This is a genomic window from Sphingobium sufflavum, assembly GCF_021403115.1.
Taxonomy (GTDB): Bacteria; Pseudomonadota; Alphaproteobacteria; order Sphingomonadales; family Sphingomonadaceae; genus Sphingobium; species Sphingobium sufflavum.
Genome location: NZ_JAJSSH010000022.1, coordinates 32,916 through 46,886 on the forward strand (window position 1 = coordinate 32,916; position 13,971 = coordinate 46,886).

The following is a 13,971-nucleotide window of genomic DNA, read 5'->3' on the forward strand; positions in this document are numbered from 1 at the left end:
CCGCCACGCTGGCCGATGGCACGGCACCGCCGGCAGCCTGCGCCGCCGGCGTATCCGAACCCGACACCGGGACCGGAGCCGCACGCTCCCCCGCCCCGCCAGACCCGCGACCGGACAGCGCCTTGGCCGCGCCCTTGATCGTAAAGCCCTCGACGTTCAGCAGGCGGTGGATGCGCTCCGCCACGGCCACGTCCTGCGGCCGGTAATAGCGCCGGTTTCCCGCCCGTTGCAGCGGACGCAACTGGGGGAAGCGCGACTCCCAGTAACGCAATATATGTTGGGCAACACCCAGTTGCTGGGCCAGCTCCCCGATCGTGAGAAAGGCTCCGTCGGCTTTTTCCATGGATCGACTGTAGCCATGCTGACCGGCGGGTCAATGCAGGCCGTCGCCGGGCCGTTACGCCCGTGCGATACGATCCCGCACGGCCTGGCACGGACGGAAGGTCAGCACCCGGCGCGGCGCGATGGGCACCTCTATACCGGTCTTGGGATTGCGGCCGATCCGTTCGCGCTTGTCGCGCAGGCTGAACGTGCCAAAGCCGGAAATCTTAACATGCTCGCCCGTTTCCAGCGCCGAACTGATATGATCGAGAAGCGATTCGACCACCCCGGCCGATTCAGACTTCGACAGCCCGATTTGACGATTCAACATCTCCGCAAGATCTGCGCGAGTCAGCGTATTGTCACCCGACATCATGCCCCCACCAATAACGAACGTCACCCACCCGTCCCCTATCTGCGGCGTTTTTCACGATTTGGCAATGTTGATTAAGTAAGTGCTAACCCTGTCCAATAACAGGACAAATTGAGATTTTACAATTGCCGTGTCAATAGCGCAGGACGGATGCGCCCCAGGTAAAGCCACCACCCATCGCTTCCAGCACGACCAGATCGCCCCGCACGATTCGACCGTCGCGAATCGCGGTGTCCAGCGCCAGCGGCACCGATGCGGCGGATGTGTTGGCATGCTGGTCCACGGTCATCACCACCCGCTCCCGCTCCAGGCCCAGCTTGCGGGCGGTGGCGTCCAGGATGCGGGCGTTGGCCTGATGCGGCACGACCCAGTCGACATCGGCGGTGGAGAGCGACGCCGCCTCCAGCACTTCGCGCAGCACCGACGACAGGTTGACGACGGCGTGGCGGAACACTTCCTGCCCGCGCATCCGCAGCTTGCCGACCGTGCCGGTGGTGGACGGGCCACCATCGACATAGAGAAGTTCGTTATGGCGGCCATCGGCATGCAGGCGATTGGCGAGGATACCCGCGCCATTGGCCTCGTCCACCTCCTGTCGCTCCAGCACGATCGCGCCCGCGCCGTCGCCGAACAGGACGCAGGTCGTGCGGTCCTCCCAGTCGAGGATGCGGCTGAACGTCTCCGCCCCGATCACCAGCGCCCGCCGCGCCGCGCCACCGCGCAGCATGTTGTCGGCCACGGTGACGGCGTAGAGGAAGCCGGAACAGACCGCCGCGACGTCGAACGCCACACAGTCGTTGATGCCCAGATTCGCCTGAACCTTGGTCGCGGATGCGGGGAAAGTCTGGTCCGGCGTCGCCGTCGCCAGCACGATCAGGTCGATATCGCCCGGCTCCAGACCCGCCGCGGCCAGCGCGTTGCGCGCGGCGGCGGTGGCGAGGCTGGACGTCGTCTCGTCATCGCCCGCGACATGGCGCGCGCGGATGCCGGTACGCTCGACGATCCACTCGTCGCTGGTATCGACGGTTTCGGCCAGTTCCGCATTGGTCACGCGGCGCACGGGCAGGGCCGATCCGGTCCCCAGCAATACAGACCTGATGGTCATTGACCCGCCACGCTTCCGGTCACATTTCCCCCTGCGCTTCCCGCGCCATTCCCCGTTACGCCCCCCGCCACGCCTGCCGCCGCCGGAGCGTCCGCAATGCGGGCCAGGCTCTCGGCGATCTGCCGCGTCACATCATCCTCGGCCAGGCGCGCCGCCACATGGATGGCGTTGGCGACACCCTTGTCGTCCGCACTGCCATGGCTCTTCACCACGATGCCGTTCAGGCCCAGGAAGACCGCGCCATTATGATTATTGGGGTCGAGATGGACCTTGAGGATATGCAGCGCGGGCTTGGACAGCAGGAAGCCCGCCTTGGAGCGGATCGAGCTGGTGAACGCCCGGCGCAGCACTTCCGACACCATGCGTGCCGTGCCCTCGACGGTCTTGAGCGCCACATTGCCGGTGAAGCCGTCGGACACCACCACATCGGTGCCGCCCGCGAAAATCTTGTCCGACTCGATAAAGCCGGTGAAGGTGAACGGCAGGTTCGGGCTGGCGCGCAGCAGCGCCGCCGCCTCGCGAATCTCGTCGCGGCCTTTCAATTCCTCCGTGCCGATGTTCAGCAGGCTGACGCGCGGCGCGGGCAGGTCCATCATGATGTGGGAATAGGCCGCACCCATGATCGAGAATTGCACCAGATTGCGCGCATCGCATTCGGTGTTCGCGCCCAGATCCAGCATGACCATGTCATTGTCGCCCAACGTGGGCAGCAACGCGGCCAGCGCGGGCCGGTCGATGCCGGGCATGGTGCGCAGGGCCAGCTTGGCCATGGCCATCAGCGCCCCGGTATTGCCGGCGGAGACGGCCGCGCTGGCGCGCCCCGTCTTCACGGCGTCGACGGCCAGCGCCATCGAACTGCCACGTCCCGTACGCAGTGCCTGGCTGGGCTTTTCAGTCCCCGCCACCACCACGGTCGTATGCTGGACTTCGGACGCGGCCTTCAGGGCGGGACGCTCTGCGAGCGCCGCCCCGATGACCTCTTCATCGCCGATCAGCAGGAAACGAAGGTCGGCATGACGTTCGAGCGCAAGGGCAGCGCCCGCGATCATCACGCGGACTCCCTCGTCACCGCCCATCGCGTCGATTGCGATCCGCGGTTGTTGCGTCACCCCTGTCTAATCCCGCCGTGTCGGACGTCAGGCGCCGACAGCGATGATTTCCCGGCCGTTGTAATGACCGCAGGACGAGCAGAGATTGTGGGGAATCTTGAGCTCGCCACAGTTGGAGCACTCCTGGAATGCCTCGACGCGCAGCGAGTCATGGCTGCGGCGCATGCCGCGCTTGGACGGCGAAGTCTTTCTTTTGGGGACAGCCATGGCGGCACCTGTTCCATTCGTTATGCATCAAAAGCGGATCGCGACCCGGACGACCTGTTGCAGGCTGGCGACCCATAACGGTCGCAGCCGGGGAGGCCCGGATTTCGCGAGAGAGTGCGCCTATAGCGTTTTTTGTGCCCGACGCAACCGATTCATTGGCAGGCGCCGCGCACTTTCCGCCCCGCGCCGTTCCCCGTCCCGTCGCTCGCCCTATCGCCCCACCACCGAATCGGCGACATAGGGATTGGTCGCCCGTTCATGGGCAAAGCTGCTCATCTCGCCATGGCCGGGCACGAACATCGTTTCCCCGCCCAGCGGCCACAGCTTGGTGGTGATCGCCTCGATCAGGTCGGCATGGTTGCCCTGCGGGAAATCGGTGCGGCCGATCGACCCCTTGAACAGGACGTCGCCGACCGTCGCCAGTTTCGACGGCGCATGATGGAAAACGACATGGCCGGGCGTGTGGCCGGGGCAATGATAGACGTCGAGGACCAGATTGCCGACCGTCACCGTGTCGCCATCGACCAGCCAGCGGTCCGGTTCGAACACCTGCCCCTCTATCCCGTAATTCCTGCCATCGTCTTCGAGTCGCGCGATCCAGAAACGGTCGGCCTCATGCGGCCCCTCGATCGGCACGCCCAGCTCCCTGGCCAATATGCCGGTGCCGCCGCAATGGTCGATATGGCCGTGCGTCACCAGCAGCTTCTCGATGGTGACGCCCAGCTTCTTCGCCGCCGCCTTCAGCCGGTCCAGATCGCCGCCCGCATCGACAAAGGCGCCGCGCATCGTCTCCGTACACCACAGCAGCGAGCAATTCTGCTGCATCATCGTGACGGGGAGGATGCCCAGGCGCATCGGGGGTTCGGTGGCAATATCGTCGCTCATGCCGCCCATGTGGCGTGGCACGGGCACGGGCGCAAGCCATGGCTGTCGCCTGACCCGGAACGGCGCGGTCGCAGCGCAAACCCCAGACTGTATCGCCCTTCAGAAAATGACGGGCCAGGCATGACGGTTTGTCGAGAGGCTTGAACCGGGTCACCTGCCGCGGTGCAGCCATGCGCGGGCCGGCAGGACCGAAGGCGACACCGCCTCAGAAGCCGTGCATCCGCCGCGACCATTGCCAGGCGATGACCACCCCCTTGGTCGGCTGGAGCATGGCCAGCGACAGGAGCAGCGCGGTCGTGGGCCACAGGATCATCTGCGCGACCAGCGACAGGTCCAGCGCCGCATTGGCGGAGATGATGAACGGCACCAGCAGGTGGCCGACGATGAAGATGACCAGATAGGCGGGCAGATCGTCCGCCTGCTGGTGCGACCAGTCCTGCGCGCAGGCGGCGCAGCGGTCCACGGGCTTAAGATATTTGCGGAACAGCGGCGCACCGCCACAGGCCGGGCAACGGCCCGCCAGAGCATGGGGCAAGGCAGCCATGATGGGGCGGTCTTCGGGAAGGGAAGCCATGGCGGTCCCTTACCCGCCTTTGCCCGCCGGCGCGAGTCCCGCGCAGGAGGGCAAATTGTCCCAGCCCTTTGCCCGCCCCTCCACCCCGCGCGCCCGGCTCCCTTCGGAGCAGCCCCGCGATCATGACGCGCAGAGAGTGCCGGGAGGGGCCGCGACACGACAGGCATGGACCCAAGGCGCCCTATCCGCCCAGCAATTGCGCCACGAACGCCGGCACCAGTTCGCTCGCCGCGCCCATGCGCGATTCATGGAACAGGAAACTGCCCGCCGACGGATCAAGGTTCAACTCGACGGTATGCGCGCCATGGTGCCGCGCCGTCCGCACGAAGCCCGCCGCCGGATAGACCGCCCCGGACGTGCCGATGGAGACGAACAGGTCCACATCCGCCAGCGCCCGCTCGATCCGGTCCATCTCATAGGGAATTTCGCCGAAGAACACGATGTCGGGGCGCAGCGCGGGCGCGGCGCAGGCGGGGCAGATACGCCCCGTCGGCAAGGATTCGGCCCATGGCCGCCGCTCCCCACACCGCGCGCACAGCGCACTCTGCAACGCGCCATGCATATGGAGCACCCGTCCCGCGCCGTCTCCCGCGTCCGTCGCCGCCCCGGCCCCGGCCCGCTCATGCAGGTCATCGACATTCTGGGTGACGATCAGCAGTTCGCCCCGCCATTCCGCATCCAGCCGCGCCAGCGCCTCATGCGCCGCATTGGGCCGCACCTCCGCCAACCGGGCGCGCCGCTCGTCATAGAAACGGTGGACGAGGGCCGCATCGCGGGCGAGGGCTTCGGGCGTGCACACATCCTCGACCCGGTGCCCCTCCCACAAGCCATCCGGCCCGCGAAAGGTCGCAAGGCCCGATTCGGCGGAGACGCCCGCGCCGGTCAGGATGACAATGTTCTGAAACTCTGGCATCGGCACACCCAAGCAAAGCGATGATGGTAAGGCAAGGCACAACGCATGGGCGACGGTAACAAGGCGGGCATCGGCATTTTCGGTGCGGCAGGGCGCATGGGGCGGGTGATCGCGGACGAGATCGCCGCGCGCGGCCTGACGCTGGTGGGCGGTACGGACCGGGCCGGATCGGGCACGCTGTCCGACGGGCGCGCCATCGGCACGGACGCGGCGGCGCTGGCAGCGGGCAGCGACGTGCTGATCGACTTCTCCTCACCCGCCGCGCTGGCCGCCAATCTCGACGCCTGTATCGCGGCGGGCAAGGCCGTGCTGATCGGCACGACCGGGCTGGAGGCGGAGCATCATGCGCTGATCGACGCCGCCGCCACGAAAATCGCCGTGCTCCAGACCGGCAACACCTCGCTGGGCGTCAATCTGATCGCGGCGCTGGTGCGTGACGCGGCCAGCCGCCTCGGTCCCGACTGGGACATCGAGATTGTCGAGATGCACCACCGGCACAAGGTCGATGCGCCGTCGGGCACCGCCCTCCTCCTGGGCGAAGCGGCGGCGGCGGGGCGCAACATCCGGCTTGCCGATCATCGGGAAAGTGGCCGCGACGGCGTGACCGGCGCGCGGGCGGCGGGCGCGATCGGCTTTGCGGCGCTGCGCGGCGGCTCCGTCGCGGGCGATCATCAGGTGATCTTCGCCACCGATCAGGAGCGGATCGAGATCGGCCACCGTGCGGAGAATCGCACCATCTTCGCGCGCGGCGCGGTGACGGGCGCGCTCTGGCTCGCGGGGCAAAGGCCCGGCCGTTACACCATGCCCGACGTCCTCGGCCTCTGATCGCCATGGCGTCGCGCCTGATGTCGCAGGGGGCGGTGTTCGAATTCTTCCGCCGCCTGGCGGAGGCGAACCCGGCCCCCGAAACCGAACTCGACTATGGCAATGACTATCAGTTGCTGGTCGCGGTCGTGCTGTCGGCGCAGGCGACGGACAAGGGCGTGAACAAGGCGACCAAGGCCCTGTTCGAGGAGGTGAAGACCCCGGCGCAGATGGTGGCGCTGGGCGAGGACGGGTTGAAACACCACATCAAGACCATCGGCCTGTTCAACGGCAAGGCGAAGAACGTCATCGCCCTGTCGGAGATATTGGTGCGCGATTTCGGGGGCGAGGTGCCGCAGGATCGCGACACGCTGACCGAACTGCCCGGCGTAGGGCGCAAGACCGCCAATGTGGTGATGAACACCGCCTTCGGCGCGGAGACGTTCGCGGTCGACACCCATATCTTTCGCCTCGGCAACCGCACCGGCATCGCGCCGGGCAAGACGGTGCTGGCGGTGGAGAAGCAGCTCGAAAAGCGCATACCCGCGCCCTTTCGCCGCGATTCCCACCACTGGATGATCCTGCACGGCCGCTATGTCTGCAAGGCACGGCGACCGGAATGTTGGCGCTGCGCGGTCGTGGACCTATGCCAGTATAAGGACAAACAACGGGCGGCGTAATAACCATATAGGTTCTTTTACCTGTCCTACAGACCCGGATTTCTGGTTCAGCCTTGCCGATTCACGACATCGGAAAGGTCGATCATGGCTGAACATTCCCCGGCACCCGCTCCGGCGCCTGCTCTATTATCGGCATTGACTGGGCCATCGCCCATCCCTGCGGCTGGCCCCGAACCCACTCCAGCGCCCACGCCAGCCGCCACATCCACCCGGACGCCCTTCGTCGCGTCCGCTTCCGCTCCTCCTGCCACCCCGCCATCCGCTCCCTTCCCCGACAGTCCCACCGTCACCGCCCCGCCTGCGCCAAAACCCCTGTCGCCCGCTCGCCCGCCGCGCGCGCGGCTGATCCCCGGCTGGACCTCCGCATGGCGGCTATGGTCGGTGCGCCTCTCCACGCTGGGCGCGGGATTGATGGCGGCATGGTCCTCCCTGCCCGCCGACCTGCGCGGGGCCTTGCCCTATGCGGACCGGGTCGCGGCGGCCCTCTTCCTCGCAGTCACCGCCGCACGGCTGGTCGCGCAGGAGGATGGCGCACGGCGGCATCGCGAACCGGCCGCCGCCGAGCGGGAGGATCGCGCATGAAGGCCCCCTCCCCCACCGGCGTCGCGGCGGGCGGCGCCCTCCTCGTCGCCGCGCTCAGCCTCGCGACGCCGCAGATCATGCGGTGGGAGGGCAAGCGCAACACCCCCTATCGCGACATGGTGGGCGTGCTGACCGTCTGCCATGGCGAGACGCAGGCGGTGATGCGCCGCTACAGCGACGCCGAATGCGCGGCGATGCTGCACCGCCGGGCGGAGGCGGACTATGCCCGGCCCATCCTCGCCTGCGTGCCAGGGCTGGGCGCGCGGCCCCGGCCCTTCGCCGCCGCCATATCGCTGGCCTATAACATCGGGACCGCCGCCTTTTGCCGGTCCACCACCGCCCGCCGGTTCCGCGCGGGCGACTGGGCGGGCGGGTGCGAGGCGATGCTGGCGTGGAACCGGGCCGGGGGCCGGGCCGTCACCGGACTGGCCCGGCGTCGCGCGGCGGAACGGGCCTTGTGCCTCAGCGCGGAACCGGCGGGCTGACCGGGACCGACGGATCGGGGACGCGGTCCGGGCTATCGGCCGCGTCCCGAACTACAGCTTTTACGAAATTTTCAACTTGGCGCGGCATAGGAAGGGCCATGCGCGATGCCACCCGCATCGCGCAGGAGGACTGTCCCGATGCCCAGACGCTCGATCAAGCCCACGCCCCTGGATGACCAGCAGGCCACGACCGACGACACGCGCCATTATTTCGATTCGGCGCATGGCGATGTCGCGGCGCTGCACGCCCGGATCGAACGGGGCTTTGCCGATTACAGCCTGGGCGCATCGCCCCATTCGCCGGTCGCCGACCGATTCGAACAGGTGATCCAACAAATCTCTCGCAGTGCCGGGATCGTTTCTCTCGCAGCTGCGTTAACCGGAATCGCCTATTATCTCCTCTGAGACAGAGTGCGACCACTGCCCCCAAAAACACGGCAGAGCGATCCAGTTAATTGTTTTTGTGGCGAATTTTTCCTAGAAGTTTCATCCGTTGTTGCCACTATGCCGGCCGTGTTAGTGCTGCGCCGCAAACTGGGCGTTAACCACATCCGGGGGAACACCCATCAACCGCTGCTCCATAGGCCAGCTTGCCCGCAGGCCCGTCTATCTACAGGGAAGAATGTCGAGTGAATGATATGCGCGCTCTCGTCAGTCCCCGAAAGCCGGCCCGGCAGGCCCGCACCGTCTCCAAGCAGACCGTGCGGCTCATCCTCTATTCGGAATTGCTGGTCCTCGACCTCGCGTCGCTGCTGATCGGCTGTCTGCTGGCGGGCAAGCTGCTGCACTTTCCGGTCACCTCCCCGTTGGGGCTGCACCTGGGCTATCTCATCCCGCCGCTCTATGTTCTGATGGCGCTGAACAATGGCGCCTATTCGATCAAGGCGCTGGGCGACGATCAGGAAAGCCTGCGCCGGTCGCTGTCCGCGCTGGGCGTGGCGATGCTGATCGCCCTGCTGGTGATGTTCTTCGGCAAGATCGACGTGAGCGCGACGCGCCTGCCCTTCATGGTCAGCCTGCTGGCCGGCGGCGGCCTGCTCGGCCTGTCCCGCTTCACCTTCCGCTATCATGCCCGGTCGCAGCATCAGGGCGCGCTGGTCGATGAACTGCTGATCGTCGATCATGACGATTATGACGGCCCGCTGCCGCGCTACACCATCAACGCGCGCGCCGAACAGATCACGCCGGACCTGCGCAGCCCGGAGATGATCGGCCGCGTCGCCCATTATATGAACGGTTTCGACCGGGTGGTGATCTATTGCCCGATCGAGCGGCAACATGCTTGGTCGCTGATCCTCAAGGGCGCGAACGTGCAGGGCGAGATCCTGCTGGAACGGCCCTTCTCGCTCGACGCCATCGGGCTGAACCGCTTTGGCGGCCATGATACGCTGATCGTGTCGCGCGGCCCGCTGTCCATCACCAACCGCGCCAAGAAGCGGTTGCTGGATCTGGCGGCGACCATCCCGACCATCATCCTGCTCTCGCCGCTGCTGCTGCTCGTCGCGATCCTCATCAAGCTGGAGAGCAAGGGTCCGGTCATCTTCCGCCAGCAGCGGGTCGGCCGTGGCAACCGCATGTTCGCGATCATGAAGTTCCGCAGTATGCGCGTGGAGATGAGCGACGCCACCGGCAGCCGCTCCGCGTCGAAGGACGACGACCGCATCACCCGCGTCGGCCGCTTCATCCGCGCGACCAGCATCGACGAACTGCCGCAACTGTTCAACGTGCTGATCGGCGACATGAGCCTGGTCGGGCCGCGCCCCCATGCGCTCGGCTCGCTGGCCGGGGCGCGCTCCTTCTGGGACGTGGACGAGCAATATTGGGTCCGCCACGCGCTCAAGCCCGGCATCACCGGCCTCGCACAGATCCGCGGCTTCCGCGGCGCGACCCATCATCAGGAGGATCTGGAAAATCGCCTGCGCGCCGACCTTGAATATCTCGACGGCTGGCGGCTGTGGCGCGACGTCTCCATCCTGATGGCCACCGCCAAGGTGGTGGTGCACAAGAACGCCTATTGACCGGACGCTGGGCCGGGACGGGCGCGGACGGTTCGCCGCGCCCCGCCTGCCGCCCCACCCCCTACAGCCTCACGCGCCCAGACTGCGCGCCGCCGCCACGGCGGGCGCCAGTATCGCGCGCGCGTCAATGCCCGCCAGCGCATCCGCGATACGCGGGATTTCGAGGCCGAGGGGAATGTCAGCGGGCAGCGCCGCGATGAAGTCGGCCAGCGGCAATGCGCCCTGCCCCGGCGCCATGCGGGCCGACATCGCCTCCTCCATATAGTCGCCCCGACCGACCAGCGGCACATCGCACAATTGCGCATAGCCGATCTGGTCCGGGTCGAGCGCGCGCAGCCTCTCCACCGTGCCGCCGGACCGGAAAAAATGCATGGCGTCGATCAGCACGCGAAAATGGGGGCTGGCCACCGCATCGACCACCGCCAGAGCATCCTCCAGAGAGGAGACCGCCTGCGCCGGGGCGAACTCGATGGTCGCCTTCAGCCCGCGCGCGGTCGCCAGATCGACCAGCGTTGCGAATTCCTCCACCGTCCGCGCGCGGTCCCGGTCCATGCTGACCCCGCCCACGCCCCGTGCGCCCAGCTCTGCGAAAATGTCGAGGTCGCCCGCCCTGTCCGCCATCGCCACGCCGGGCCGCACGCCCAGCCCTTCGCCCAGCGAGATGCGGACGCCGGTATCGCGCAACGCCGCCGCCATTTCCCGCCGCAACGCTGGGTCGTCCCGCAGCGACCAGGGCGCAAAGCCATGGGGGTTGAACGGATCGGGCATACCGGTCAGCCCGGTGGAGATATAGGCGCAACCCAGATCGGCGGCGAGCCGCACATGCGCCACCGGCGGCATACCCAGCACGCTGAGCAATTCTATTCCCAGCCTGTTTGCCCCCAGCCTGTTGTCCATGTCATCCTCTCCCGTCTTGGGTCGGAGCCTGCCACGGCGGGACGCGCCCGCGCAATCACCGCCATTGTCGGTACACAGCCACACTAGCGCCCGGCGGCCTCTAAACATTGCTGTTCGGACGGGCGGCTAGCGACCATTTGTTGCCGTTTAGCTCATGGTTGCGATTGCCCCATAGCTGCCGCTAGTGGTCGGTGTTCGCGGAGGTCTTCAGTCAATTGGCTTGGGACGTTGAGCGTCAGGCGGAATGATCTGGTTGGCGGGGTCTACAGAGCAAAAGCCCAGATATTGATCCAACATTCCTTCCCCGCCACGAGTGCCTTCGATTTTTCGCCAGTATATTATGCTTATCGATGCCAGCTTGCCGGTCGCTGATAGCGGGCCTTGCTCGCCATTTCGACTAACGGTCAAACGGTAAAGAAGGCCCCCGGCCTTGTTGCGTGCTTCGAAGCCAGCATCGCGCCACCCCCAACCCAGTGCTGCGTTGACGTTTTGTTGGGGGCCGTTGAATGCATGTTGCCGACTTCGTAGGATTTCGCCAACTGGCAGCACACCCGTTTCATCGGAAATGACCTTAACGCCTTCACCAGCGTTTTCTGGGTGCCAGCCAGAGAGTAGCATGACTTGATAGGTGTGTTGTTGCGCGTCGATCAAATTGCACGCCAATCGGGAAGTTGGTGGTTTATCCGCTTTTTCCATGGGAGGCATTCGCGGGATTTCTTGGCTCACGGCTCCGTTCGCCAAACAAATAGTGATCAATCCCGCAATCTTCGCCAACTTCAGCGATGCCATTTGCCTGATGGTCCTCTCAATGCTCAAGGCAACGATAAATGCGTGGATTTGTCATGCAACAAGGTTTGTCATTGGCGTTGGAGTGACCGGAACCGACCTTCTTCGCGGTAAAGCCGACGCTCCGCTCTCCACCCACAACCCACACCCCTTACCGCCCCTTCGCCCCCGCCAGCATCATCGCCGCACCCTTCTCCGCGATCATCATCGTCGGCGCATTGGTGTTGCCGGAGGTGATCGTGGGCATGATCGAGGCGTCGATGACCCTCAGCCCCCGGATGCCATGGACGCGCAGGGCCGCATCGACCACCGCCCGCTCCCCCTGCCCCATCATCGCCGTGCCGACGGGGTGGAAGATGGTGGTCGCAATATCGCCGACCGCGCGCAGGATCGCCGCATCATCGTCCACGTCCGGGCCGGGCCGGAACTCCTCCGGGCGATAGGGGGCCAGCGCGGGCTGGGCGACGATGGCGCGCGTCACCTTCACCGCATCCACCGCGACCTGCCGGTCCTCCTGCGCCGAGAGATAATTGGGCTGGATGCGCGGCGCGGACGCGGCGTCCGGCCCGGCGATCCGCACGCTGCCCCGGCTGTGCGGGCGCAGGTTGCACACGCTGGCGGTGAACGCCGGAAACGGGTCGAGCGCCCCGCCGAAGGAGGCGAGGCTGAGCGGCTGGACATGATATTCCAGGTTGGCGGTGGCGTATCGTTCGCTGGATTTCAGGAACACGCCGAGCTGGCTGGGCGCCATTGCCATCGGGCCGGACCGGTTGAGCAGATATTCCGCGCCGATCATCGCCTTGCCCAGCAGCGAGGCCGCGCGGATGTTCAGCGTCGACACGCCCGTCACCCGATAGGCGCAGCGGATCTGGAGATGATCCTGCAAATTCGCGCCCACGCCGGGAAGGTGGTGGGCCGGCGTCACGCCCGCGTCGCGCAGGTGATCGCCATCGCCGATGCCCGACCGCTGGAGGATGACGGGCGATCCGATCGCGCCCGCCGCCAGCACGATCTCGCCCCGCGCCGCCGCCCGCTGCGCCGGCCCGTCCACGCGGAACAGCACGGCGGTCGCGCGCCCCTCGACAATCTCCACCCGGTCGACCTCCGCCCCGGTCTGGATGCGCAGATTGGCCCGGCGCGCGACGGGTTTCAGGAAGGCGTCGGCCGCGCTCCACCGGCGGCCGCGTTTCTGCGTCACCTCGAAATAGCCCGACCCTTCATTGTCGCCGCGGTTGAAATCCGCGACCGGGGGCACGCCATATTGGGTCACGGCGTCGCGGAACGACTCCAGCAAGTCCCAGCGCAGCCGCTGCCGCTCCACCCGCAACGGCCCGCCCGCGCCGTGCAGGTCGGACGGTCCGTCGACATGATCCTCCGACCGGGTGAAATAGGGCAGCACATCGTCCCAGCCCCATCCGCCATTGCCCGCCTGCCGCCAGCCGTCATAGTCCGCCGCCTGCCCGCGCATATAGATCATGCCGTTGATGGAGGAGGAGCCGCCGATCACGCGGCCGCGCGGATAATTGAGCGCGCGGCCGCCCAGCCCGGCTTCCGCCTCCGTCTTCAGGCACCAGTCGGTGCGCGGATTGCCCATGCAATAGAGGTATCCGACCGGGATCCGTATCCACGGGTGATTGTCCCTGCCGCCGGCTTCCAGCAGCAGGACGCTGGTGCGCGGGTCTTCGCTCAACCGGTTGGCCAGCACGCATCCCGCGCTGCCGCCGCCGATGACGATATAGTCATAGTCGCCATATGGCTGGGGCACGGGATGGGTCGCTTCTGCTGCCGGGTCGGGACAGCATCGGCATGGCGCAGCACCCGCCCGGCGTCAATGGAGGCGACGGGGGAGGCAGCGGGGGAGGTGGGGGAGGCAGGGATGCGGGCCGCACCGTCGGGGGAGGCGATGGTGGGGGAGGCGATGGGCCGCACCCCCGCAGGATAGTCACCTGTCGCATGAACCGCGTTTCGCTTTTGGCGCGCGGCGATGCGGATGCTACGGGATAGCATGACCCACACCGGATCACCCCCCACCGGATCGCGCGCGACCGCCTCCTTGCCCATGGGCGCCCTGTCGGGCGCGCGCCTCCCCGCTGCCCCCCTGTCCCCACGATCGCGCGCCTCCGGCCGTTCCTCGTGGGCCGCTTCCCCGTGGGCACCCGCCCCACCGCCCCCCTTTCTCGCGCGAACCGCCGCGCTGCGCCCTTCCCCCGCCAACCCCTTTCCCCCCGCCCG

General features: G+C 66.9%; 17 protein-coding genes and 1 pseudogene. 7 read left to right on the forward strand and 11 right to left on the reverse strand.

Annotated elements, in window-relative coordinates; all coding sequences use genetic code 11:
* Positions 1-112: 112 nt before the first annotated feature.
* The 8 genes and pseudogenes from LWE61_RS20995 to LWE61_RS20020 all read right to left on the reverse strand — a co-directional run.
* Positions 113-343: pseudogene (locus tag LWE61_RS20995) on the reverse strand (MerR family transcriptional regulator); the annotation flags it as partial.
* 54 nt (positions 344-397) lie between these two features.
* Entirely contained in the window at positions 398-694 is a 297-nt protein-coding gene (locus tag LWE61_RS19990) for an integration host factor subunit alpha (protein WP_234152423.1), read from the reverse strand.
* Positions 695-827: 133 nt separating this feature from the next.
* Entirely contained in the window at positions 828-1,799 is a 972-nt protein-coding gene (locus LWE61_RS19995) for a beta-ketoacyl-ACP synthase III (protein ID WP_234152407.1), read from the reverse strand.
* Positions 1,796-2,908: a phosphate acyltransferase PlsX gene (gene plsX / locus LWE61_RS20000; RefSeq protein ID WP_326490678.1), complete on the reverse strand. Its 1,113-nt coding sequence runs from the start codon at positions 2,906-2,908 to the stop codon at positions 1,796-1,798. The genes LWE61_RS19995 and plsX overlap by 4 nt, the downstream gene beginning before the upstream one ends.
* A 27-nt stretch (positions 2,909-2,935) precedes the next feature.
* Positions 2,936-3,115: a 50S ribosomal protein L32 gene (gene rpmF, locus LWE61_RS20005; protein ID WP_234152408.1), complete on the reverse strand. Its 180-nt coding sequence runs from the start codon at positions 3,113-3,115 to the stop codon at positions 2,936-2,938.
* Between the two features lie 210 nt (positions 3,116-3,325).
* Positions 3,326-4,000, reverse strand: coding sequence for an MBL fold metallo-hydrolase (locus tag LWE61_RS20010; protein WP_234152409.1), 675 nt, complete (start codon positions 3,998-4,000; stop codon positions 3,326-3,328).
* Positions 4,001-4,205: 205 nt separating this feature from the next.
* Positions 4,206-4,574, reverse strand: coding sequence for a DUF983 domain-containing protein (locus LWE61_RS20015; protein WP_234152410.1), 369 nt, complete (start codon positions 4,572-4,574; stop codon positions 4,206-4,208).
* Positions 4,575-4,755: 181 nt separating this feature from the next.
* Positions 4,756-5,487: an NAD-dependent deacylase gene (locus LWE61_RS20020; RefSeq protein WP_234152411.1), complete on the reverse strand. Its 732-nt coding sequence runs from the start codon at positions 5,485-5,487 to the stop codon at positions 4,756-4,758.
* 45 nt (positions 5,488-5,532) lie between these two features.
* Here LWE61_RS20020 and dapB point away from each other — a divergent pair, with 45 nt between their 5' ends.
* The 6 genes from dapB (at position 5,533) to LWE61_RS20050 (ending at position 10,056) form a co-directional block, all read left to right on the forward strand.
* Entirely contained in the window at positions 5,533-6,312 is a 780-nt protein-coding gene (dapB, locus tag LWE61_RS20025; protein WP_234152412.1) for a 4-hydroxy-tetrahydrodipicolinate reductase, read from the forward strand.
* A gap of 5 nt (positions 6,313-6,317) precedes the next feature.
* Positions 6,318-6,971, forward strand: coding sequence for an endonuclease III (gene nth, locus LWE61_RS20030; RefSeq protein WP_407696277.1), 654 nt, complete (start codon positions 6,318-6,320; stop codon positions 6,969-6,971).
* 84 nt (positions 6,972-7,055) lie between these two features.
* A complete protein-coding gene (locus LWE61_RS20035; RefSeq protein ID WP_234152413.1) occupies positions 7,056-7,553 on the forward strand; it encodes a DUF7940 domain-containing protein in 498 nt (165 codons plus the stop codon).
* Entirely contained in the window at positions 7,550-8,038 is a 489-nt protein-coding gene (locus tag LWE61_RS20040; RefSeq protein ID WP_234152414.1) for a lysozyme, read from the forward strand. Before LWE61_RS20035 ends, LWE61_RS20040 begins: the two co-directional genes overlap by 4 nt.
* A gap of 138 nt (positions 8,039-8,176) precedes the next feature.
* Positions 8,177-8,443 carry a hypothetical protein gene (locus LWE61_RS20045; protein WP_234152415.1) on the forward strand — a complete coding sequence of 89 codons (267 nt, stop codon included), beginning with the start codon at positions 8,177-8,179 and terminating at the stop codon, positions 8,441-8,443.
* Positions 8,444-8,676: 233 nt separating this feature from the next.
* Positions 8,677-10,056 (forward strand): exopolysaccharide biosynthesis polyprenyl glycosylphosphotransferase, encoded by a 1,380-nt coding sequence (locus LWE61_RS20050; RefSeq protein WP_234152426.1) that lies wholly within the window; start codon positions 8,677-8,679, stop codon positions 10,054-10,056.
* Positions 10,057-10,125: 69 nt separating this feature from the next.
* Here LWE61_RS20050 and LWE61_RS20055 read toward each other — a convergent pair whose 3' ends face one another.
* The 3 genes from LWE61_RS20055 to LWE61_RS20065 all read right to left on the reverse strand — a co-directional run bounded on the left by LWE61_RS20055 (position 10,126) and on the right by LWE61_RS20065 (position 13,504).
* A complete protein-coding gene (locus LWE61_RS20055; RefSeq protein WP_234152416.1) occupies positions 10,126-10,953 on the reverse strand; it encodes a sugar phosphate isomerase/epimerase family protein in 828 nt (275 codons plus the stop codon).
* Positions 10,954-11,160: 207 nt separating this feature from the next.
* Positions 11,161-11,742 carry a hypothetical protein gene (locus LWE61_RS20060; RefSeq protein ID WP_234152417.1) on the reverse strand — a complete coding sequence of 194 codons (582 nt, stop codon included), beginning with the start codon at positions 11,740-11,742 and terminating at the stop codon, positions 11,161-11,163.
* Positions 11,743-11,890: 148 nt separating this feature from the next.
* On the reverse strand, positions 11,891-13,504 hold the full coding sequence (locus LWE61_RS20065; protein WP_234152418.1) for a GMC family oxidoreductase: 1,614 nt from the start codon (positions 13,502-13,504) through the stop codon (positions 11,891-11,893).
* A gap of 3 nt (positions 13,505-13,507) precedes the next feature.
* On the opposite strand from LWE61_RS20065, the gene LWE61_RS20070 reads away from it, so the two are divergent.
* Positions 13,508-13,681, forward strand: coding sequence for a hypothetical protein (locus LWE61_RS20070; protein ID WP_234152419.1), 174 nt, complete (start codon positions 13,508-13,510; stop codon positions 13,679-13,681).
* The last annotated feature ends 290 nt before the right edge of the window (positions 13,682-13,971 follow it).